This is a genomic window from Streptomyces cyaneofuscatus (assembly GCF_000718135.1).
Classification (GTDB): Bacteria; Actinomycetota; Actinomycetes; order Streptomycetales; family Streptomycetaceae; genus Streptomyces; species Streptomyces cyaneofuscatus.
In genome coordinates this window covers 315,439-336,658 of sequence record NZ_JOEM01000005.1, presented here as the reverse complement: position 1 = coordinate 336,658, position 21,220 = coordinate 315,439, and the positions used below count along the sequence as shown (strand labels likewise).

Below are 21,220 nucleotides of genomic sequence, written 5' to 3'. Positions count from 1 at the left end.
CCGGTCAGTGGCAGTTCTTGACGCCCTTGTTCTTCGGCGTCGACTTCCCCCAGGAGCAGGGGTCCTGGAGCTTGCCGTTCGGCTTGATCAGCCGGGCCTTGTCGCCGGTGTTGTTCCAGACGTACGAGCCCCGGTTCCAGTGCACGGTGCCCGCGACGTTCTTGCCCTTGCCGGTGCGGACCTTGACGGTCTTGCCCGCGCCGATCGTGTAGCTGCCGAAGGTGTAGGTGTAGCCGGTGTTGTCCTTCACCTTGTAGCCCTTGAGCTGGACCTTCTTCTTGCCGTTGTTGTGGATGTTCACCCACTCGGCGTTGAGCGACTTCTTCGACCGGTCGTCCTTGCCGGGACCGTCGTACTGGATGGTGCCGAAGTGCAGCCCGCCCTGGTGGGCGGCCGCCGTGGCCGGTGCTGCCGTGGCGAGGAGCGAGCCGGCCAGGGCGGTGGCGGCGGCCAGGGCGATCGGGGCGGCGGTGCGTATGCGCATGCGGTGTTCCTTCTGTGTCGTTCAGGTGAAGGTATGACGAGATGCGATCATACGGTCAGTACGCGCTTGCTCACCCAGGAGTGCGGAAATCCGCAAAGTCGGTCTTCCTGAGGCGAGTTCCGACGGAAACGGTCGCAGGCGAAACGCGGTGCGGCGGCGCCCCTCAGCCCCGCCCCACGTACGGCATGTTCGTCGCCATCACCGTCAGGAACGGGATGTTCGCCTCCAGCGGCAGTTCCGCCATGTGCACCACGGTCCGCGCCACATCGGCCGCCGCCATCACCGGCTCCACCGCCAGTTCGCCGTTCGCCTGGAGGATGCCGGTCTGCATCCGCTCGGTCATCTCGGTCGCCGCGTTGCCGATGTCGATCTGGCCGCAGGCGATCCGGTACGGACGCCCGTCCAGTGACAGCGACTTCGTCAGCCCGGTGATCGCGTGCTTGGTCGCCGTGTAGGCGACCGAGTCCGGGCGCGGGGCGTGAGCGGAGATGGAGCCGTTGTTGATGATCCGGCCGCCCTGCGGGTCCTGCTCCTTCATCAGCCGGTACGCCGCCTGCGCGCAGAGGAACGCCCCCGTCAGGTTCACGTCCACCACCGCCCGCCAGTCCGCCGCCGCGAGGTCCTCCAGCGGTACGCCGCCGGGGCCGAACGTGCCCGCGTTGTTGAACAGCAGGTCCAGCCGGCCGAACCGCTCCCGCACGGCGGCGAAGAGCGCACCGACCTCGTCCTCGTCGGTCACGTCCGTGGTGACGCACAGCGCGTCCGGGGCTCCGGCCGCGGCGGCCGTCTCCGCCAGCGGTTCCGCCCGCCGTCCCGCCAGCGCGAGCGACCACCCCGCACTCGCGAGGGCGAGCGCGACGGCCCGCCCGATTCCCGAACCGGCACCCGTGACCACAGCGACTCGTTGATCAGTGTTCATGGCCCGGCAGCGTACGGGAGAGGTCGGTGCACAGGGCACGCGGTGCTCATCGACCCGCCATGCGGATGTTGTGCACGCGACAACGGCGCGTCGTGCGCCGGCGGTGCGCTGGATTCCGACAGCATCCGGCAGCATCCGGCAAGCGAGGGGCATATGACAGCCGCACAGACCTTCATGGCGCCCGGCCAGGGTGTCCGAACCGTCCGAACCGTCCGAACCGTCCGAACCGTCCGAACCGCTCAGAACGTTCCCGTCGCGGAGACCACCGCCGCCCGGTTATCCCGGCCCGGCGGCCTGGACCGCCGCCGTCTGCTCACCGGGGCGGGAGCCGTCGCCGCGCTCGCCTTCACGATGAACCTGCCCGCCGCCGGCACCGCGAGCGCCGCCGAGCTGGACGCCCGCCGGATCACCGAGAACCCCTTCACCCTCGGCGTCGCCTCCGGCGACCCGCTCCCCGGCTCCGTCCTCATCTGGACCCGGCTCGCGCCCCGCCCCTACGAGCCCGCAGGCGGCCTCCCGGCCGGCCGCGTCCAGGTGACCTGGGAGCTCGCCCACGACGAGGCCTTCCGCCGGATCGTGCGGCGCGGATCGGTCACCGCCCACGCGGAGTTCGCCCACAGCGTCCGCGCCGACGTCCAGGGCCTCGACCCCGGCCGCGGCTACTTCTACCGCTTCCGCACCGGCAGCTGGACCAGCCCGACCGGCCGCACCCGCACCGCGCCCGCCGCCGGGACCCGTAACAGCTCCCTCACCCTGGCGGCCGTCTCCTGCCAGGCGTACCACGACGGGTACTTCACCGCCCACCGCCACCTCGCCGCCGAGGACGTCGACGTGGTCTTCCACCTCGGGGACTACCTCTACGAGTACGCCGTCACCGCCACCGGCGGCGCCCGCAACTACACCGACCGCCGCCTCCCCGCCCACTACAACCGCGAGACGGTCACCCTGGAGGACTACCGGCTGCGCTACGCCCTCTACAAGTCCGACCCGGACCTGCGCGCCGCCCACGCCGCCCATCCCTTCGTCGTCACCTGGGACGACCACGAGACCGAGAACAACTACGCGGGCGAGATCCCCGAGAACGACGTGGAGCCCGAGGAGTTCCTGCTGCGCCGGGCCTCCGCGTACCGCGCGTACTGGGAGAACCAGCCCCTGCGCACCCCGCAGCGCCCCACCGGCCCCGACATGCGCCTCTACCGCCGTCTCACCTTCGGCCGGCTCGCCCAGTTCGACATCCTCGACACCCGCCAGTACCGCAGCGACCAGGCGTACGGGGACGGCTGGCGCACCCCCGGCCCGGAGTCCGAGGACCCCGCGCGGACGATGACCGGGGCCGCCCAGGAGCGCTGGCTGATCGACGGCTGGCGCGCCTCGGACGCCACCTGGAACGTCGTGCCGCAGCAGGTCACCTTCGCCCAGCGACGCGATGTGCCCACCGCCGCCTACAAGCTCTCCATGGACGCCTGGGACGGCTACCCGGCCTCCCGGCAGCGGGTGCTCGCCGGGGCCGAGTCGGCGGGCGTGGAGAACCTGATGGTGCTGACCGGCGACGTCCATGTCAGTTACGCCTTCGACCTGAAGAAGGACTTCGCCGACCCCGCCTCACGGACCGTCGGCACCGAGATCGTCACCACGTCCGTCTCCAGCGGCAAGGACGGCGCGGAGCGGCCCGCCAACTGGGAGAACCAGACCCGCGCCAACCCGCACATGAAGCACTACAACGGGCGCCGCGGCTACGCGGTCGTCACCCTCACGGAGAAGCAGGCCCGCGCCGACTTCCGTACGGTGTCGGCCGTCACGACCCCCGGAGCGCCGGTCACCACGGCCGCCTCCTTCGTCACCGAGGCGGGGAACCCGGGGCTCAAGCCCGCGTGAAGGCAGCCGTAAAGGCAGCCGTAAAGGCAGGTCAGCTGTCCGCCGGGTAGCGGACGCCGGTGCGGTCCCGTACCGCGTCGAGCGTCCGCATCACCGCGAGCGTCCCCTCCAGCGGTACGAGGGGGGACTCCGTCTCACCCGCCCGGAGCGCGCGCATCACCTCGGCCGCCTCGTACTGCATGCCGGACAGGCCCTCAGGACCGGGCCCCGAGGTGACCGTCTCCGGCTCCTTGCCGGGCCGGTGCAGCACGAAGTGGTCCGGGTGGAAGAAGTCGCGCGGGAGATCGATCCGGCCCTCCGTGCCGATGACGGTGGCCGCCGTCGGGTGGTGGCCGACGATCGAGCAGGAGAGCAGCGCCGTCGCGCCCGACTCCCAGCCCAGCAGCATCCCCGTGTTCAGGTCGACGCCCTCGGGGGAGAGCAGCGCGTCGGCCTGGATGCGGTCCGGCTCGCCCAGGAGCAGGTGGGCGAAGGAGACCGGGTAGACCCCGAGGTCCAGCAGGGCCCCGCCGCCCAGGTCCGGGTCGCGCAGCCGGTGGCCGGGGGCGAAGTCGCCCGCGAAGCCGAAGTCCGCCTGTACGGTACGGATCTCGCCGATCGCCCCGTCCCGGACCAGCTCGGTCAGCCGGCGGACCACCGGGTTGAGGTAGGTCCACATGGCCTCCATCAGGAAGAGGTCATGGTCGCGGGCGAGCGCCACCAGCTCCCGCGCCTCCCGGCTGTTGAGCGTGAACGCCTTCTCGCACAGCACATGCTTCCCGGCCTTCAGCGCCAGCGCGGCCGCCGCGTGGTGCGCCGAGTGCGGGGTGGCCACGTACAGCACGTCGACCGCGTCGTCGGCGACCAGCTCCGCCCAGCTCCCGTAGGCCCGCGCGATCCCGTGGCGCTCGGCGAAGGCCCGCGCCGAGGCCTCCGTACGCGAGGCGACCGCCACCACCTCGGCGCCCGGCAGCGCCTGTACGTCCGCCGTGAAGGTCGCGGCTATGCCGCCCGTCGCCAGAACACCCCAGCGCACCGTCCCGCCCATGCCCGCCACCCCAACCAGCCCGAAAAAGGTATCGACCACTCCGGCCGAGCTGAGAGCATAGATGCGGATTCAACGATGTGGAGACGAGAATGCCGGACAGCGGCGGCAGCCGGGCCCAGCGAGAACACATACCCACCTCCGGGACCGGTCCCGGATCCGACAGCGCGCCGCTCCCCCCGCACGGGGACGCCGGCGCCCTCTCCGTCGACCCGGGCGCCCCGCAGGTCACCGCCCCCGCCGGTCTCCCGGCAGCCCCGGAGGCAGGCGGCCTCACCGCCCCCGCCGTCAAGGCGGCCCGGCGCACCGGGTTCCTGGTCACCATGGTCCTCGGCGGGCTCACCGCCCTGCCGCCGCTCTCCATGGACATGTACCTCCCGGCGCTCCCCGCGGTCACCGACTCCCTCGCCGCCCCCGCCGCCACCATCCAGCTCACACTGACCGCGTGCCTGGCCGGAATGGCGCTCGGCCAGCTCGTCGTCGGACCGATGAGCGACCGGTGGGGCCGCCGCAGGCCGCTGCTCCTCGGCATGGTCGTCTACGTCATCGCCACCGCGATCTGCGCGCTCGCCCCCTCCGCCGAACTCCTCATCGGCTTCCGCCTCCTCCAGGGACTCGCGGGCGCCGCGGGCATCGTGATCGCCCGGGCGGTGGTCCGCGACCTCTACGACGGCGTGGAGATGGCCCGGTTCTTCTCCACCCTGATGCTGATCTCCGGCGTCGCCCCGATCATCGCCCCGCTGATCGGCGGGCAGGTGATGCGCTTCACCGACTGGCGCGGCATCTTCGTCGTCCTGACCGGCGTCGGCATCGTGCTCACCCTCGTCGTCTGGAAGTGGCTGCACGAGACCCTGCCGCCCGGCAGCCGCCACACGGGCGGGGTCGGTGAGGCCCTGCGCACGATGCGCGGGCTGCTCGCGGACCGGGTCTTCGCCGGCTACATGATCACCGGCGGGCTCGCCTTCGCCGTCCTGTTCGCCTACATCTCCGCGTCCCCCTTCGTCGTGCAGGAGATCTACGGGGCCTCCCCGCAGACCTTCAGCCTGCTGTTCGGCCTCAACTCCATCGGCCTGATCGCCGTCGGGCAGATCAACGGCAAGCTGCTGGTGGGCCGGATCAGCCTGGACAAGGTGCTCGGCTTCGGCCTCGCCGTCATCGTGCTCGCGGCGGTGGCGCTGCTGCTGATGACCACGGGCGTGTTCGGTGAGGTCGGGCTCGTGCCGATCGCGGCCGGGCTCTTCGTGCTGATGTCGGCGATGGGTGTGGCGATGCCCAACACCAACGCCCAGGCGCTGATGCGGACCAAGCACGCGGCGGGCTCGGCCTCCGCGCTGCTCGGCACGTCCTCGTTCCTGATCGGGGCGATCGCCTCGCCGCTGGTCGGTATCGCGGGCGAGGACACGGCCGTGCCGATGGCGGTCGTGCAGGTGGTGTGCGCGGTGGCGGCTGTGGGCTGCTTCCTCGGGCTGTGCCGGCCGTGGCAGCGGGCGGGACGCGAGGTCGGCGGGCTGTAGGCGCCTCCGGACCTCCGCGGCCTCAGTCGGTACGCGGATACCCGATCAGCCGCGTCCGCTCCTGCCGGTCCGTCCAGCGGAACACCCCGACGCCGGTCGTCTCAAGACCCGGCAGCCGGGCGTTGCGCGACAGCTGCTCGGTCGTCCAGTTCGCGAGGTCCACCGCGACCGGCAGCCCGCCCCCGGAGAGCGCCTCCGCCGCGTCGCGCGCGTTCTCCGCCCCGTACGCGATCCCGTCGTCCGTCACCGAGGCCAGCGCCAGATGGCTGGATCCGTCCTCCGCCTCGAAGCAGTGGCCCCGGCCCGCCTCCAGGTCGAAGGCCAGGTTCCCGGCGATCAGGTGGTCGCCCGAGGGGGAGAGGACCGCCTGCGGGTAGCGCCCCGGCTTTATGGCGGGCCGGTGGCACTCCACCGAGACCAGCGGCTTGCCGGTCACCGCGTCGTGCACCGTCCACAGCTCGTGGGTGGCCGCCTGCTTCGCCTTCTTCGCCAGGGCCCACTTCGCCAGCACCCGGTCCCCGGCCACCGACGTCACCACGCCGCTGCCCGGGTCGGCGCCCCGGGGCGCCACGTTCCGGCTGAACCAGCCGCCGCGCACCCAGAACTCCCGGGCCCCGCCGACGAGCAGCCCCGCCGCCGTCTGCCCGTACACCTCGGTGAGCTGCTTGCAGGCCGGGCAGCCCTTGGGGTACTTCAGCTCGTCCGCGCTCAGCTCGGAGACCGTGCCCGTGACCGGGTCGACCAGCGTGCTGTTGGCCTTGCCGTCGCTGATCACGATCTCCGGGCCGTTCGTGTCGACGTCCGGGGCGCCGGACCACGGCACCTCGACGCGCTGCCGGGCGCCGTCCGTCACGTCGTACACGTCGAGGGAGACGAAGGTGGACGCCGGGGTCAGCCCGTCGCCGACCTTCCCGTACGACCAGGTCACGAAGTACTGCCGGTCGCCCGCGGTGACCGTGGCGAGCCTCGGGTAGTGCAGCGGGTCCGGCGGCCGCCACGCCTGGCCCTGCCAGCCCAGCCTCCCGGTGGCGGTGTCGACGGTGCGCAGCCGGTAGCGGTTGCCGTTCAGCCGCTCCAGGTAGGCGAGGCGGCCCGTCGCGTGGGAGACGGCGACCTCGGGGGAGGAGCCGATGATCTCCCAGCCCCGGTCGGTGGCGTACTGCGGCGGGACGGTGAGCCGGGTGACCGGCCCCGCGCTCGGCATGACCCGCTTCACCGGGACGGCGTCCTTCTTTCGCTGGCTCTCCGGGTTGCCGCCGCAGGTCGCCAGGAGGAGGAGCAGGGCGAGGAAGACCACCCCGCCGACCAGGGTCAGCCGCACGGCTTTCTGTCTCATGGCTCCCCCGATGGACCGAACCCGGTCTCGTGGCCTCTTCCGGCCTCTTCCCGATCTCGCGCGGGCCAGCGTAGCAACCACCTTCTGACCGCGTGGAGTTCGCGGAAAACCTGTTCCGGACCGGTGACGCGGACCCGCCACAGGGACCCCGTACCCATCCCGGCCCGGGCCGGGAGGAATGCGCCCGAGGCTTCCCCCGCCGCCTACAATTCGCCGGTGAACGTCACCCTCCCCACCGCCCAGTCCCTGCGCGCGGCCTTGGCCGGGCTGCTCGACGGGCTGCCGCCGAAGCAGGCCGCGCAGGCCGTCGACCGGCTGATCGCCAGCTACCGCGGGGAGACCCCGACCGGCGCCCCGATCCTGCGGGACCGCTCCGACGTCGTCGCGTACGCCGCGTACCGGATGCCCGCCACCTTCGAAGCCGTACGGTCCGCCCTCGACGCTCTCGTCGAGGCCGCGCCCGACTGGTCCCCCGCCACCCACACCGACGTCGGCGGCGGCACGGGAGCGGCGAGCTGGGCGGTGGCCGGGGCCTGGGAGGGGGCGGCGACCACCGTCCTGGACTGGGCCGAGCCCGCCCTCGCCCTGGGCCGCGAACTGGCCGAGGCGTCCGGGGTGCCGGCCCTGCGGGAGGCGCGCTGGGAGCGGGCCCGGATCGGCGCGGCGCTGGAGCTGGCACCGGCGGACCTGGTCACCGTCAGCTACGTACTCAAGGAGCTGACCGCCGAGGCCAGGACCGGGCTGGTCGACGCGGCCGCCGCGGCCGGGCAGGCCGTGGTGATCGTGGAGCCGGGCACCCCCGACGGGTACGGCCGGATCATCGAGGCCCGGGACCGGCTCATCGCCGCCGGCCTGAGCATCGCCGCCCCCTGCCCGCACGACGACGCCTGCCCGATCGCCCCCGGCACCGACTGGTGCCACTTCTCGGCCCGGGTCAGCCGCTCCTCGCTGCACCGGCAGGTCAAGGGCGGCTCGCTCAGCCACGAGGACGAGAAGTTCAGTTACGTCGTCGCCACCCGCTTCCCCGCCACCCCGGCGCCCGCCCGGATCACCCGCAAGCCGCAACTCCGCAAGGGCCAGGTCCTGCTGGAGCTCTGCACGCGCGACGATGGCCTCGCCCGCTCCACGGTCACCAAGCGCCACGGCGAGCTGTACCGGGCGGCCAGGGACATCGCCTGGGGCGACCCCTGGCCGCCGGAGGGCGGGGAGGGCTAACCCCGCAGCTCCTGCGTGCAGCACTTCACGCTGCCGCCGCCCTTGAGCAGCTCGCCCAGGTCCATCGGGACCGGTTCGAAGCCCCGGTCCCGGAGCGGGTCCAGCAGCCCCGTCGCCGCCTGGGGCAGCAGGACGTGGCGGCCGTCGCTGACCGAGTTGAGGCCGAACGCCGCCGCGTCCGCCTCCCGGGCGAGCAGTGCGTCCGGGAAGAGCCGGCGCAGTACGGCCCGGCTGCCGGGGGAGAAGGCGTCCGGGTAATACATGATCTCGTCGGCCGCCGCGTCCAGCACGCACAGCGCGGTGTCCAGGTGGTAGTAGCGCGGGTCCACCAGATCGAGGCCGATGACCGGCAGCCCGAAGAACTCCTGGGCCTCGTCGTGCGAGAGCGGGCTGGAGCGGAAGCCGCGTCCGGCCAGGAGGTAGGAGGCGGTGACCGCGAAGTCGCCCTCGCCCTCGTTGACGTGGTCCGGCTCCCGGATGTCGGTGAAACCGTTCTCCCGGAACCACTCGCGGTGGGCCTCGGCCTCCTCGAACCGCTCCCGGTAGGCGAACAGGGCGCCGAGCACCCGCCCGTCGATCACCGTGGCGCCGTTGGCCGCGAAGACCATGTCCGGCAGGTCCGGGCGGGGGGTGAGGAGCTCGACGGTGTGGCCGAGGGCGCGGTAGCGGTCGCGCAGGTCCTCCCACTGGGTCTGGGCCAGCGGCAGGTCGACGGGTTTGGACGGGTCCATCCACGGGTTGATGGAGTAGGTGACCCGGAAGTGCGTCGGGGCGCACATCAGGTAGCGACGAGGGGTGGCGTCACGGTTCAACTGGGGCTCCTCGCGAACGGCGACCGGGGCCGCGGAACGGTGGGATGCGCACGGTCTGCGCGTGAGCCCATGGTGCGCCGTGCGGGCGAGATCCGCAGTGGACCGATCGGGTGGTTCATCGGATCGTCCTGTTGGGGCCATCTTCCGGCCGCCCGGTCACGGAAGCCGCCCGGTCACGGAAGCCGCCCGGTCACGGAAGCCGCCCGGTCACGGAAGCCGCCCGGTCACGGAATACGGGGCACGGGATCCGGGCAAGACGATACGTATCGGCTCGTCCGGCGCTAGATTGGCCGCATGGCACCCCACAAGGCACCCGACTCCAGCCGCCGCAGCGACCGCTCCCGCCGGGCCATCTACGACGCCGCCCTGGCCCTCGTCGGCGAGAGCGGCTACCGGCGTACGACGATCGAGGGTATCGCCGCCCGCGCCGGGGTCGGCAAGCAGACGATCTACCGCTGGTGGCCCTCCAAGGCGGCCGTCCTGATGGAGGCCTTCCTGGACCTGGCCGCCCGGGCCGCCGAGGAGGCGTCCCCGCAGGCCGGCGGTACGGGCGGAGAGACCGGCGGAGAGACCGGCGGTACGGACCCGCAGGCCGGTGCCGCCGAGTACGGCATCCCCGACACCGGGGACCTGGCCGCCGACCTCAAGCTCGTCCTCCGGGCCACCGTCGACGAGCTGAACGACCCGCTGATGGAGGCCCCCACCCGGGCCCTGACCGCCGAGGGCATCGTCGACGCGAAACTGGGCGCCGAATTCGTCGAGAAGCTGCTCGACCCGCAGCTCGCGTTGTATGTCACACGGCTGCGGGCCGCACAGGAGGCCGGACAGCTCAGGCCCGACGCCGATCCACGGATCGCCCTGGAGCTCCTGATCGCGCCACTGACCCACCGCTGGCTGCTCAGGACCCTCCCGCTCACCCATGCGTACGCCGACACGATCGTCGACTACGCCCTCGGCGGGCTGGCCCCCCGCTCTTAATCCTTATCCGTTATGTGGCGACATCGGGCGTGATGGTGCTCACTCGGTGCAGTGGTACACGGCCCCGCTGGTGAACTCTGGCCACCCCCGCCGCCAGATGGTGCGACGATGGAGAGGCAACGCTGAGGTGAAATGCTGAGGTGAGGGGATAGATGGGCGCCGATTCCGGCCGTTTCCGCGGCACAGAGAGCAGGATCTCCCAGTGGCTGCGGCGACGTCCCAAATCACCAGGGGCCGAAGCCGACGAGACGGCCAGAGTGGCGCTGCTCCTGGCGGTCGCCGACGCGGGCATGCCCATCGCCCCCGCCGCCCACCCCCTCGGATACCGATGTTCGTGCGAACGCATCGGCTGTCCCACCCCCGCCCGGCACCCCATCTCCTTCGCCTGGCAGACGCAGTCGACCACCGACCGTGCCCAGATCGAGCGCTGGGCCCGCAGCCAGCCGCTGGCCAACTTCATCACCGCGACCGGCATGATCCACGACGTGCTGGACGTCCCCCTCACCGCCGGCCGCAGCGCCCTGGAGCGTCTTCTCGCGGCGGGCATCGACGTCGGCCCGGTCGCCCAGTCCGGCGAGGACCGGATGCTCTTCTTCACCGCCACCCGCGGCACCCCCGAGGACGAGGACGAGTGGTGGCCCTGCGAGCTGGACTGCCACCCCGAGACCATGGACGCCCACCCGGGCCTGCGCTGGCACTGCCGCGGCAGCTACGTCCTCCTGCCGCCCGCCCGGCTCCCCGGTGAGCTCGACGTCCGCTGGGTGCGCGGCCCCGAGCACGAGCTGCCTGACCCGCTGACCCTGCTGGAGACGCTCACCGACGCCTGCGCGCGCTATGCGGGCAGCGCCGAGCAGAGCGAGCTGGACCACGACTCGATCGCCTGGCCGCTGAGTCGTTGAGCCGCTGAGCTGTTACCGGCTGAGCTGTTACCAGGGGAGAGGGGGCCGGGATCAAGGGCCCAAGGGCCCCTCCCTCTCCTACTCGCCCTTCGCCGCGACCAGACCCGGCAGCCGGTTCAGCATCCGCACCCGGCCGCCGGAGTCGGAGCTCTGCCCGCGCGCCGGCACATGGACCAGCTGGCTGGAGATCCGCTCCTTGGTGAGGCTGTTGGTGACCTCGCCGGTCATCAGCGCCTTCACGTCCGCGTTGACCTCCGGCTTCAGCCCCTTCGCCGTGACCTGCCGTTCGAAGTGCTTGCTGCTGAAGAAGACCAGCGCCCCGCCGTCCTCGGTGCGCAGCCCGAGCGGCCCGAACGTGGAGCCCGAGAGCGGCTGGTCGATGTACTGGTACGAGAACCCGGCCCGCCGGGTCGTCCGGCGCGTCTCGCGCCACTGCGAGGTCGCCGTGCTCGGGGCGAAGACGTCCGGGGTGCCCTTCTGCAGGTACTCCGTGTACGCGATGCTCAAGTCGGCCGGAGAAACGGTCAGTTCACCGCTCTGCGGCTCCACCGGCGTGGCGAGCCCGTCCTTGTCCCGGGTGAACTCCGGCACCTGGGACGGCGGGACGACCCCGAGATAGGACGCCTTCCACAGTGCGCCGGGACCACTCCGTACGAACACCACCAGCCAGCGGGTGTCCAGCTTCCCGCCGTCCTCGTCCCGGTTGGAGTCGGTGTCCGCCAGGAACCAGCGCGGCCAGCCCGCCTTCTTCGGGATGATGTAGGTGGCGTCCGTCAACTCCAGAGGCTTGTGCGCCTTGTTGCCGCCGGGGCTGTACGTCTGGCGCGCCTTCAGCCCGGCCTGGTTGATCGCCCCGAGCGAGCCCGTCACCCGGTCCGCGTCGAGCGCCGGATCGTACGCCCTGTCCGCCGCGTTGTAGGCGGTGATGAAGTCCGTCAGCGCCTGGGCGGCCTCGGCCTCCGTCGCCCCCGGCAGCACTTCCAGCTCGCCGTGGACGGTCACACAGCCGCTCGCGGTCACGCACAGGACCGTCGCCGTGGCGAGCGCCGCCGTCAGCCGGCCCGCCCTGGGGGGTGTCGTCATCCGTTGCTTCTGCGCCTTCTGCATCCGTCGCCCGCACTGACCGTCGAAACCCTACCGGGGCGGCGAACGGCGTGCGGGCGCGGTCCGGATACAGCGTCCACAACGTGACCTGGCGCCCCAGGGCCCGGTGTTCGGGCTCAGTGGCGTACGGGAACGACCAGCGGGGCCCCCGTACGCGGATGCGGGAACACCTCCACCGGCTGCCGGTACACCTCGCCGAGCAGCTCCCCGTCGAAGATCTCCCGAGGCGGCCCCACCACCGCGATCCGCCCCTCGTGCAGCACGGCCACCCGGTCCGCGTACGCCGCTGCCAGCCCCAGATCGTGCAGGACCACCACCACCGCGTCCCCGGCGGCGGCCCGCTCACGGCAGATCCGCAGCACCAGCTCCTGGTGGCGCAGGTCCAGGGCGGCCGTCGGCTCGTCCAGCAGCATCAGCGGGGCCCGCTGCGCCAGCACCCGGGCCAGCGCCACCCGCGCCCGCTCACCGCCGGACAGCTCCGAGAACGGGCGGGCGGCGAACCGGGTCACCTCGGTGGCCGCCATCGCCGCCGCCACGGCCGTGTCGTCCTCGTCCTCCAGCTCCGTACCGGCCCAGGGCGCCCGCCCCATCCGTACGACGTCCTCCACCGGGAACGGGAAGGAGAGCACGGCGGACTGCGGCAGCACCGAGCGGCGCAGGGCCAGTTCGGGTGCGGTCCAGGCGGTGGCCGGGCGGCCGCCGATCAGGACCTCACCGCTCCCCGGGGCCAGGTCGGCGGCGAGCGCGGCCAGCAGCGTGGACTTGCCGGCCCCGTTCGGGCCGACGAGCGCCACCACCTCACCGGCGTGCGCGGCGAGGTCGACGGCATCCAGCACCTGCCGCCCGCCCAGCCGGACCGACAGCCCGGCGGCCTCGACGGCGGCGGAGCCGGGCGCGACGGGCGAGGGCAGCTCCCGGCTCCGTACCGCGAACAGATCTCTCAGCGTCCTCATGCCCAACCACCTTGCTTACGACGGGTCCTGCGAAGCAGCCAGAAGAAGAACGGACTGCCGAAGAGCGCGGTCAGCACCCCGAGCGGCAGCTCGGCGGGGGCGGCCACGGTCCGGGCCGCGAGGTCGCCCGCCACCAGCACCAGGGCGCCGCCGAGCGCGCTCCCGGGGACCAGGAAGCGGTGGCCGGGGCCGTTCGCCATCCGCAGCAGGTGCGGCACGAGCAGCCCGACGAACGAGATGATCCCGGCCACGGCCACCGCGGCGGCCGTCAGCAGCGCCACCACCAGGACGAGTGTGATCCGCAGCCGCTCGACGTCCACGCCCAGGTGGCGGGCGGGCCGCTCGCCGAGGGCCAGGAGGTCCAGTTTGCGGGCGTAGAACGGGGCGATGAGCAGTCCGGCCAGCGCGCACGGCAGAACCGCCAGCACCTTGGGCCAGGTCGCCTGGGAGAGCGAACCGAGCTGCCAGAAGGTGATCTGGGTGATCTGCGCGTTGTCCGCGAAGAAGATGAACAGCCCGATCAGCGCGCCCGCGAAGGCGTTGACGGCGATACCGGTGAGGATCAGCGTCACGACCTCGGTCCGGCCGCCGGAGCGCGAGAGCGTATAGACGAGCAGGACGGTGGCGAGACCGGCGATGAACGCGAAGACGGTGATCGTCCAGTTGCCGAAGAAGGTCAGGCCGAGCGCGATCGAGGCGACCGCGCCGACGGCCGCGCCGGCCGAGATCCCGATGACGCCGGGCTCGGCCAGCGGGTTGCCGAACACGCCCTGCATCAGGGCGCCCGCGCAGCCGAGCGAGGCGCCGACGAGGAGCGCGAGGACGACGCGGGGGAGCCGGACGTTCCACAGGACGCTCTCCCCGACCCGGTCCAGCGGTTGTCCGCCGAGCCCGATCCGGTGCTGGAGCGAGCTGAGGACGTCCCCGATGGGGATGGAGTACGCACCGATCGCGGCGGAGAGCAGACACCCGGCGAGCAGCGCGAGCGAGAGCCCGGCGGTGAGCACGAACGCTTTGCTGCGCGGGGACTTGGGGGCGGCGGCTTTCAGATCGGCCGCACCGGAGGGGTCCTCCTTGGAGAGCGGCTCCCCGGTGCGTTCCTCGTACGAGGTGGTCACTGGCCCTTGCCGCCCTTCGGGTGCAGCTGCTCGACGATCTCGGCGAGCACCCGGTCGGTGCGCGGGCCGTAGTTCAGCAGCACGCCGTCGTCGATCGAGACGACCCGGCGGTCCATCCCGGCGGGCGTCTCCGCGATACCGGGGATCTTCACCAGACCGTCCATGCCTCCCACCGAGTCGAGCCCCTTGCTCATCAGCAGGATCGCGTCGGGCGCGGCCTTGGCGAGCGCCTCGCTGGTGATGGCGGTGAAGTCCTTGTTCAGCCCGGACGCCTTGCCGGCGTCGACGGCACCCGCCGCCTCCAGCAGCGAACTGGCCCCCGACTCCGCGCCGCCCAGCAGATAGACGGAGGCCGAACCGCGCAGATAGAGGAAGGCGACGCGGGGCTTCTTGCCGTCCGCGTGATCCGGGATGGTCTTCTGCACGGCCGCGATCCGGGACTCGGTCCGCTTCTTCAGCTCGGTGCCGGCCGCCGGTACGCCGAGCGCCTCGGCGACCGTGTCGATCCGGCGGCCGACGTCGTCCAGTCCCTTGGCGGGGTCGACGACGACCAGCGGGATGCCCGCGTCGCGGATCTGGTCGATCGCCTCGGCCGGTCCGGTGGTGGTGTCCGCGAGGACGACGGTCGGCTTCAGCGAGAGCACGCTCTCCGCCGAGACGTCATGGGCGCGGGTCACCACCGGGAGCTTCTCGGCCTGTTCGAAGGTGGCGGTGATGTCCCGGGCGACGACCTGCTTTCCGAAGCCCAGGGTGAAGACGATCTCGCTCAGCGACCCGGTCAGCGGCACGATCCGGTCGGTGGAGTCGACCGTCACCTTCGTGCCGTCCGCCGAGTCCACCGTCACCGGCAGCTTCGGCGCGGGCGCGGCGGCCAGCGGCTCGACCCGGTCCGCGTGGGCGGAGCTCTGGGCGCCCTTCGGCCCCGCCGATGCGGAACCGTTGCCTCCACCGCAGCCCGTCAGCAGCAGGGCGAGGGCCATCGCGGCAGTGAGGGCGGCGCCCGCCCGGCCGCGGACCGGCCGACGGCCGAATGCCTGCCCGCTGCCCGGGCCCTGAGGGCCGCTCGGGGCGAAGTCCTGCGTGATGCGCACTGGGCACCGTCCTGTCGTTCTGCGGCGTGCGGTGAGTGATGAATGAGGTGGCGGGGCGGCTGGTTCGGATGTGACGGATGTGTCAGTTGTGTGGAGGTGCCGGAGGGGTTCCGGCACAGGCTGCGAATACCTTAGGTTAGCCTTACCTTCACTTCTAGCCCTCGGAGGGGTCCCTCATGCTGCCGTCCAGATCCGCCCGCGCGCTCGCCGTCGCGCTCCTCGCGGTGCTGCTGGGAGCGATGCTCCCCGCCGCCACCGCGCAAGCGGCCGACCGCACGGTGCAGGGTGGACGGCTGGACTGGGGCATCAAATCCTCCTTCCAGAGCTACGTCACCGGCCCCATCGCCCAGGGCAGTTGGAGCCTGACCGGCGGCGCCGCCACGGTCGGCGGCAGCCAGTTCCGCTTCCACTCCGCCAACGGCTCCTACGACCCGGCGACCGGCGCCTTCAGCTCCGGCTTCTCCGGCGGGGTCCACTTCACCGGCCACAAGAAGGCCGACGGAACCAACGAGCTGGACCTCGTCATCAGCCGCCCCACCATCAAGATCGGCGGTGGCAGCGGCACGCTCTTCGCCGACATGGTCAGCAAGGAGCGGGGGACCGGCAAGGTCAGCAACCGCTCCCAGGTGCCGCTCGCCACGCTCGGCCTCGGTGGCATCAACATGAAGGGCGGCTCCACGCCCATCGCCCTCACCAACGTCCCCACGACGCTGACCGCGCAGGGCGCGTCCGCCTTCGCCGGCTACTACACCGCCGGCACACCGCTCGACCCGATCAGCCTCTCCGTGGACACCGAGGCTCCGGCCGAGCAGCCGAAGCCGGCCCCGTCCGCGACGAAGGAGGAGGACGCCCAGAAGGCCGAGGACGAGAAGAAGAAGGACGCCGAGAAGGCCAAGGACAAGGAGAAGGCGGGCCGCTTCGAGGACGCCGCCGTCGACTGGGGCGTCCGCCGCACCTTCCGCGAGTACGTCACCGGCTCCATCGGCCAGGGCAAGTGGACGCTCGCCGACGGCGCCCAGGACGGCGGGGCACTCTTCCGCTTCCCGCAGGGCAAGGGCACGTACGACGCGAAGAAGCAGACGCTGGACGCGGACTTCGGCGGCAGCATCCACTTCACCGGCGCCCATGACCTCGACCTGAAGTTCGCCGGTGTCACGGTCGCCGTGACCAAGGGCGAAGGCACCCTCTCCGCCGACGTCACGAGCGCGGGCACCACCCGCAAGGACGTCCCCCTGATCACCTTCACCGCCAAGGACTTCGCGCCGAAGGAGGGCCTCGCCGTCCTCACCGAGGTGCCCGCCACCCTCACCGAGGACGGGGCCAAGGCGTTCGGCTCCATGTACAAGGCGGGCACGGAGATGGACCCCGTCTCGCTCGCCGTCGCCGTCGACGACCAGGCCCAGCTGCCCCCGCTGCCCGACCTCGGCAGCGAGCCGACGGCCGCCGCCGGGCCCACCGCGAAGCCCTCGGCCGAACCCTCCGCCGCACCGGCCGCCGCCACGTCCGACTCGGGCCCGGGCGCCGGCACGTACGCCGTGATCGGCGGCGGTGTGCTGCTCCTCGCCGCGGCCGCGACGTTCTTCGCGCTGCGCCGCCGCAAGGCCGGCCAGGCCCCCGACGCCACCTCTACGGGCCCCGACGCCCCCCAGACCTCCTGACGGCGCCCCTCATGAGCGCTTTACGGTTCCTCATCCCCTCCCCCCACGCCTCCCTTCCTCCCCCCGTTGCCTTAGGAGACCCACCGACATGGCAGCAACTCGCCGCCCCATAGCCCTCGCAGCAGCCGTCGCCACGGCCGCCGCCCTGGGCGCGACCTTCGCCATCCCGGCTTTCGCGGCCGACGGCGCCCGCGCCGAAACCACGGCTGACGCCCCCGCCGCTGCCGGAGCCCCCGCACCGTCCGTCTTCAAGCTGGAGTCGGGGACCCTGGACTGGGGCCTCTTCAGCGGCTGGCGCGACATGATCGGCAAGATGGGCACCGCCACCCTGGCCGACGGCGTCACGCAGAACGCGGACGGCACGTACAAGTTCCCCCTGGACAAGGGGGAGTACGACCTCGGCAACCACGGCGTGACGTCCTCCTTCAAGGGCAGCGTGCACTACGAGGCGCACGGCGGGATCCTGGACATCAAGCTGTCCGACGTCAAGGTCGTCACGGTCGGCAAGACCGGGAAGATCACTGTCGACGTCACCACCAAGTCCCCGGGCAAGGAGCCCGTGGTCAGCGACGACCTGGCGATGGTCACGCTCGACCTCAGCGGTGTCGAACCCACCAACGGTGCCGAGGGCATGAAGTTCGCGGACATTCCGACCGCCTTCACCAAGGAGGGCGGCGCGGTCTTCGCCCGCTACACCGAGGGCATGCCCGCCGACCCGGCCACGCTGGCCGTCAAGCCGGCCAAGCCTCCGGTCGAGCCGCCGCCGCCCGTGGACCCCCCGGTCGACCCGCCGGTCAAGCCCCCCGTGAAGCCGCCGGTCAAGCCTCCCGTGAAGCCCCCCGTCGAGCAGGACCCCACCGGGACCGCCAAGCCCACCAGCGGCCCGGTCGTCGACGGCACCCTGGACTGGGGCCTCAAGAAGTCGTTCCGCTCGTACGTCGTCGGCCCGATCGCGCAAGGCAAGGTCGAGACGAGCGACGGCGCCACCGCCAACGCGGACGGCTACCGCTTCACCAAGGCCACCGGCCACCTCGACGCCGAGAAGAACAGCCTCGACGCCCAGTTCCAGGGCAAGGTGCGCTTCCTCGGCCACGAGACCGCCGGTGACTACAAGCTCGACCTCTCCCTCAGCAACCTGAAGATCGACATCCAGGGCACGACGGGCAAGCTCTTCGCCGACCTCTCCAGCAAGGACATGGCGACCGGCAAGGTCGACACCTTCACCGGCCTGCCCTTCGCCGACCTGAAGGTGCCCGCGGGCGCGCTCGCCGCCAAGGAGGGCATCGTCACCCTCAAGGACATCCCGGCGACGCTCACCGAGGAGGGCGCCGAGGCCTTCATCGGCCAGTACGACAAGGGCGACGAGCTGGACGCCCTGAACGCGGCCGTCTCGCTCGACGAGGACGCCACGCTGCCCCCGGGCGGCTCGACCGGCGGCTCGTCGGGTGGCTCCACCGGCGGCTCCGGTTCGACGGGCGGCTCGGGCTCCACCGGCGGTTCCACCACGGGCGGCTCCACCACCGGCGGCGGCACGGTCGGCGGTTCGACCACCGGCGGCTCCACCACCGGCGGTTCGGTCGGCGGCTCCGGCTCCCTGGCCGCCACCGGCTCCGACGTCCCGACCGGCGCCCTGATCGGCGCCTCCGGCCTCGTCGTGGCGGCCGGTGCCGGCCTCGTGATCGCGGCGCGCCGCCGCCGTGGCGCCACCGCCTGATCAACTCCGCACCACCCGCGGGGCCGTATCCACCGGGTACGGCCCCGCGGCCGTTCCCGGGTGGTGCTTGAATGCGCACGTGAACCACTACGACGTACCCCGGGGCATCGACGTCCTGCGGGTGTTCTGCGGACCCGACGGACGCCACGGCAACGCCCTCGGCGTTGTACGCGACGGACGCAGCCACCCCGACGAGGCGTCCCGGCAGCAGCTGGCCCGCCGACTGGGCTTCAGCGAGACCGTGTTCGTCGACGACCCGGAGCGCGGCCGGGTGGACATCCACACCCCCGGGCTCCGGCTGCCGTTCGCCGGGCACCCGCTGGTCGGCGCCGCCTGGCTGCTGGACCTGGAGGTCCTGGAGCTGGCCGTCGGGGACGTGTTCGCCCGCCAGGACGGGGAGTTCACCTGGATCTCCGCCCGCCCCGAGTGGGCCCCGCCGCGGATGTTCCAGCAGTACGCGAGCGCGGACGAGGTGGAGGCGCTGCCGGGGCCGCCGCCCGGGGAGGGCTGGCTCTACGCCTGGGCCTGGGAGGACGAGGCCGCCGGGCGGGTCCGTGCGCGGGCCTTCCCGCGGCGCGGGGAGGGCATCGTGGAGGACGAGGCGACGGGCGCGGCGGCCCTGCTGCTGAGCGCACACCTCGGCCGGGCCCTGAACATCACACAAGGACGCGGCTCCCAGATCCTCACAGCACCCGCGCCGGACGGCACGGTGGAGGTAGGAGGCCGCGTCCTGATGGCCGCCCGGGGCTGAACCCGGGCGGCCGCACGCCGGAGTGCGGGCGTCACGCGCTGAGCGGGAACACCTCGCCCAGCTCCCGGAAGACCGCGGTGTTCAGCGCGAAGGCGCGCTTGCACTCCTCGACGATCCGCTGCTTCTCCAGGTCGTCCGCGTTCACCGCGTCCAGCAGCTCGCGGTAGCCCCGCTTGAAGGCGGCCGGGTTGGTGATCTCCTCGAAGACGTAGAACCGCACGCCGTCGCCCTTGCGCTCGAAGCCCCAGGCCTTCTCCGCCTTGTCGCGGATGATCTGGCCGCCCGAGAGGTCGCCGAGGTAACGGGTGTAGTGGTGCGCTATGTAACCGGCGGGCCAGGTGCGCGCGCACTCGGTCACCCGGGCGGCGTACGCGGCGGTCGCCGGCAGCGGCTCCAGGCCCTCGCGCCAGTTCTCCCCGCGCAGGTGCGCCAGGTCGCGCGCCAGCTCGGCGGAGCGCATCAGCTCGGGCTGGATGAAGGGCCCGGCGACCGGGTCGTTCCGCAGGGCCTCCGCGCCCTCCTCCAGTGCCTGGTAGACGAACCACAGCTGCTCGGTGTAGCGCGCGTACGCGTCGACACCCAGCCGCCCGCCGAGCAGGTCACCCATGAAGGTCGAGGTCTCGGCCTCGGTGTGCTGTTCGTGCGACGCGGTGCGGATGAGCGTCGAGAAGGGAGTGACGGTGGCGGTTGCGTCCAAGGCGGGCCTCCGGGGACCGAGGGGGACGGGAAGTCCAGAAACAGACGGAAATATCGGCAGGCGACCGCCGCAACGCTGCGGCGGCGCGTGCCGGTACGCCGATCCTCCTACTTAGGTTTACCTAAGTCAATTGGTTCCCGACTGCTTGTCGGTAAAAAACTACGCGACAAACCGAGGTGCGGCCCCTTTACGGATCATTCGTCCCGATTACGGCAGGGTGAGGATCTCCGCCCCGGTCTCCGTGACGACGAGCGTCTCCTCGAACTGCGCGGTCCGCTTGCGGTCCTTCGTGACCACGGTCCAGCCGTCCTCCCACATGTCGTACTCGTGGGTGCCCAGCGTCAGCATCGGCTCGATGGTGAACGTCATGCCGGGCTGCATCACGGTGGTGGCGTTCGGGCTGTCGTAGTGCGGGATGATCAGGCCGGAGTGGAACGAGGAGTTGATCCCGTGCCCGGTGAAGTCGCGCACGACGCCGTAGCCGAACCGCTTGGCGTACGACTCGATGACCCGGCCGATGACGTTGATCTGCCGCCCCGGCTTGACCGCCTTGATGGCCCGGTTCAGCGACTCCCGGGTGCGCTCGACGAGCAGCCGCGACTCCTCGTCCACGTCACCGCAGAGGTAGGTGGCGTTGTTGTCGCCGTGCACCCCGTTGATGTACGCGGTGACATCCAGGTTCACGATGTCCCCGTCGCGCAGCACCGTGGAGTCGGGGATGCCGTGGCAGATGACCTCGTTGAGCGAGCTGCACAGCGACTTCGGGAAGCCCCGGTAGCCGAGGGTGGAGGGGTACGCGCCGTGGTCGATCATGAACTCGTGCGCGACCCGGTCGAGCTCGTCCGTGGTCACGCCCGGGGCGATGTGCTTGGCGGCCTCCTCCATCGCCTGCGCGGCGATGCGGCCCGCGATCCGCATCCGCTCGATGGTGTCGGCGTCCTGGACCTCCGGGCCGGTGTACGGCTTCGGGGCCGGCTTCCCCACGTACTCGGGGCGCCGGATGTTTCCGGGTACGGAACGGACGGGAGTGATCTCCCCTGGTACGAGAAGCGACTGGCCAGACATGCCAGCGAGTCTA

The 21,220-nt window shown here is 72.0% G+C and carries 18 protein-coding genes and 1 pseudogene; 8 read left to right on the top strand and 11 right to left on the bottom strand.

Going from position 1 to position 21,220, the window contains the following annotated elements; all coding sequences use genetic code 11:
* Nucleotides 1–4: 4 nt before the first annotated feature.
* Nucleotides 5–484 (bottom strand): lamin tail domain-containing protein, encoded by a 480-nt coding sequence (locus tag IF17_RS0110570; RefSeq protein ID WP_030564486.1) that lies wholly within the window; start codon nucleotides 482–484, stop codon nucleotides 5–7.
* Nucleotides 485–647: 163 nt separating this feature from the next.
* Nucleotides 648–1,403, bottom strand: coding sequence for an SDR family oxidoreductase (locus tag IF17_RS0110565; RefSeq protein ID WP_030564484.1), 756 nt, complete (start codon nucleotides 1,401–1,403; stop codon nucleotides 648–650).
* A 153-nt stretch (nucleotides 1,404–1,556) separates the two neighbouring features.
* On the opposite strand from IF17_RS0110565, the gene IF17_RS0110560 reads away from it, so the two are divergent.
* On the top strand, nucleotides 1,557–3,278 hold the full coding sequence (locus tag IF17_RS0110560; RefSeq protein WP_030564482.1) for an alkaline phosphatase D family protein: 1,722 nt from the start codon (nucleotides 1,557–1,559) through the stop codon (nucleotides 3,276–3,278).
* Nucleotides 3,279–3,309: 31 nt separating this feature from the next.
* Here IF17_RS0110560 and IF17_RS0110555 read toward each other — a convergent pair whose 3' ends face one another.
* Nucleotides 3,310–4,305, bottom strand: coding sequence for a Gfo/Idh/MocA family protein (locus tag IF17_RS0110555; RefSeq protein WP_030564480.1), 996 nt, complete (start codon nucleotides 4,303–4,305; stop codon nucleotides 3,310–3,312).
* A gap of 89 nt (nucleotides 4,306–4,394) precedes the next feature.
* Here IF17_RS0110555 and IF17_RS0110550 point away from each other — a divergent pair, with 89 nt between their 5' ends.
* Nucleotides 4,395–5,816, top strand: a complete 1,422-nt coding sequence (locus IF17_RS0110550) for a multidrug effflux MFS transporter (RefSeq protein ID WP_030564478.1) — start codon at nucleotides 4,395–4,397, stop codon at nucleotides 5,814–5,816.
* Nucleotides 5,817–5,838: 22 nt separating this feature from the next.
* On the opposite strand, the gene IF17_RS0110545 is transcribed toward IF17_RS0110550, so the two are convergent.
* Nucleotides 5,839–7,152, bottom strand: a complete 1,314-nt coding sequence (locus IF17_RS0110545) for a hypothetical protein (RefSeq protein WP_030564476.1) — start codon at nucleotides 7,150–7,152, stop codon at nucleotides 5,839–5,841.
* 216 nt (nucleotides 7,153–7,368) lie between these two features.
* Between IF17_RS0110545 and IF17_RS0110540 the strand changes: the two genes are divergently transcribed.
* Nucleotides 7,369–8,367 carry a small ribosomal subunit Rsm22 family protein gene (locus tag IF17_RS0110540; protein ID WP_030564474.1) on the top strand — a complete coding sequence of 333 codons (999 nt, stop codon included), beginning with the start codon at nucleotides 7,369–7,371 and terminating at the stop codon, nucleotides 8,365–8,367.
* Here IF17_RS0110540 and ddaH read toward each other — a convergent pair.
* Nucleotides 8,364–9,200, bottom strand: a pseudogene (gene ddaH, locus IF17_RS0110535) (dimethylargininase); the annotation flags it as partial. The gene IF17_RS0110540 and the pseudogene ddaH sit on opposite strands and share 4 nt — an antisense overlap.
* A 273-nt stretch (nucleotides 9,201–9,473) precedes the next feature.
* Between ddaH and IF17_RS0110530 the strand changes: the two are divergent.
* A complete protein-coding gene (locus IF17_RS0110530) occupies nucleotides 9,474–10,157 on the top strand; it encodes a TetR/AcrR family transcriptional regulator (protein ID WP_030564471.1) in 684 nt (227 codons plus the stop codon).
* A gap of 152 nt (nucleotides 10,158–10,309) precedes the next feature.
* Nucleotides 10,310–11,056 carry a bifunctional DNA primase/polymerase gene (locus IF17_RS0110525; RefSeq protein ID WP_030564469.1) on the top strand — a complete coding sequence of 249 codons (747 nt, stop codon included), beginning with the start codon at nucleotides 10,310–10,312 and terminating at the stop codon, nucleotides 11,054–11,056.
* Nucleotides 11,057–11,134: 78 nt separating this feature from the next.
* Here IF17_RS0110525 and IF17_RS0110520 read toward each other — a convergent pair whose 3' ends face one another.
* The 4 genes from IF17_RS0110520 to IF17_RS0110505 form a co-directional block, all read right to left on the bottom strand.
* Complete coding sequence (locus IF17_RS0110520) at nucleotides 11,135–12,139, bottom strand: SCO2278 family lipoprotein (RefSeq protein ID WP_030564467.1); 1,005 nt, start codon at nucleotides 12,137–12,139, stop codon at nucleotides 11,135–11,137.
* Nucleotides 12,140–12,276: 137 nt separating this feature from the next.
* A complete protein-coding gene (locus tag IF17_RS0110515; RefSeq protein WP_030564465.1) occupies nucleotides 12,277–13,113 on the bottom strand; it encodes a heme ABC transporter ATP-binding protein in 837 nt (278 codons plus the stop codon).
* Entirely contained in the window at nucleotides 13,110–14,231 is a 1,122-nt protein-coding gene (locus tag IF17_RS0110510) for a FecCD family ABC transporter permease (protein ID WP_030564463.1), read from the bottom strand. The genes IF17_RS0110515 and IF17_RS0110510 overlap by 4 nt, the downstream gene beginning before the upstream one ends.
* Nucleotides 14,228–15,322 (bottom strand): heme/hemin ABC transporter substrate-binding protein, encoded by a 1,095-nt coding sequence (locus IF17_RS0110505; RefSeq protein WP_030564461.1) that lies wholly within the window; start codon nucleotides 15,320–15,322, stop codon nucleotides 14,228–14,230. Before IF17_RS0110505 ends, IF17_RS0110510 begins: the two co-directional genes overlap by 4 nt.
* A 176-nt stretch (nucleotides 15,323–15,498) precedes the next feature.
* Between IF17_RS0110505 and IF17_RS0110500 the strand changes: the two genes are divergently transcribed.
* The 3 genes from IF17_RS0110500 (at nucleotide 15,499) to IF17_RS0110490 (ending at nucleotide 19,445) form a co-directional block, all read left to right on the top strand.
* Nucleotides 15,499–16,980, top strand: a complete 1,482-nt coding sequence (locus tag IF17_RS0110500) for an HtaA domain-containing protein (RefSeq protein ID WP_030564459.1) — start codon at nucleotides 15,499–15,501, stop codon at nucleotides 16,978–16,980.
* Between the two features lie 88 nt (nucleotides 16,981–17,068).
* Nucleotides 17,069–18,694 (top strand): HtaA domain-containing protein, encoded by a 1,626-nt coding sequence (locus tag IF17_RS0110495; RefSeq protein WP_030564457.1) that lies wholly within the window; start codon nucleotides 17,069–17,071, stop codon nucleotides 18,692–18,694.
* A gap of 79 nt (nucleotides 18,695–18,773) precedes the next feature.
* Entirely contained in the window at nucleotides 18,774–19,445 is a 672-nt protein-coding gene (locus tag IF17_RS0110490; RefSeq protein ID WP_030564455.1) for a PhzF family phenazine biosynthesis protein, read from the top strand.
* A 31-nt stretch (nucleotides 19,446–19,476) separates the two neighbouring features.
* On the opposite strand, the gene IF17_RS0110485 is transcribed toward IF17_RS0110490, so the two are convergent.
* Together IF17_RS0110485 and map are read right to left on the bottom strand one after the other, a co-directional pair.
* Nucleotides 19,477–20,142 carry a biliverdin-producing heme oxygenase gene (locus IF17_RS0110485; RefSeq protein ID WP_030564454.1) on the bottom strand — a complete coding sequence of 222 codons (666 nt, stop codon included), beginning with the start codon at nucleotides 20,140–20,142 and terminating at the stop codon, nucleotides 19,477–19,479.
* Nucleotides 20,143–20,349: 207 nt separating this feature from the next.
* Nucleotides 20,350–21,207: a type I methionyl aminopeptidase gene (map, locus tag IF17_RS0110480; protein WP_030564452.1), complete on the bottom strand. Its 858-nt coding sequence runs from the start codon at nucleotides 21,205–21,207 to the stop codon at nucleotides 20,350–20,352.
* Nucleotides 21,208–21,220 lie beyond the last annotated feature (13 nt).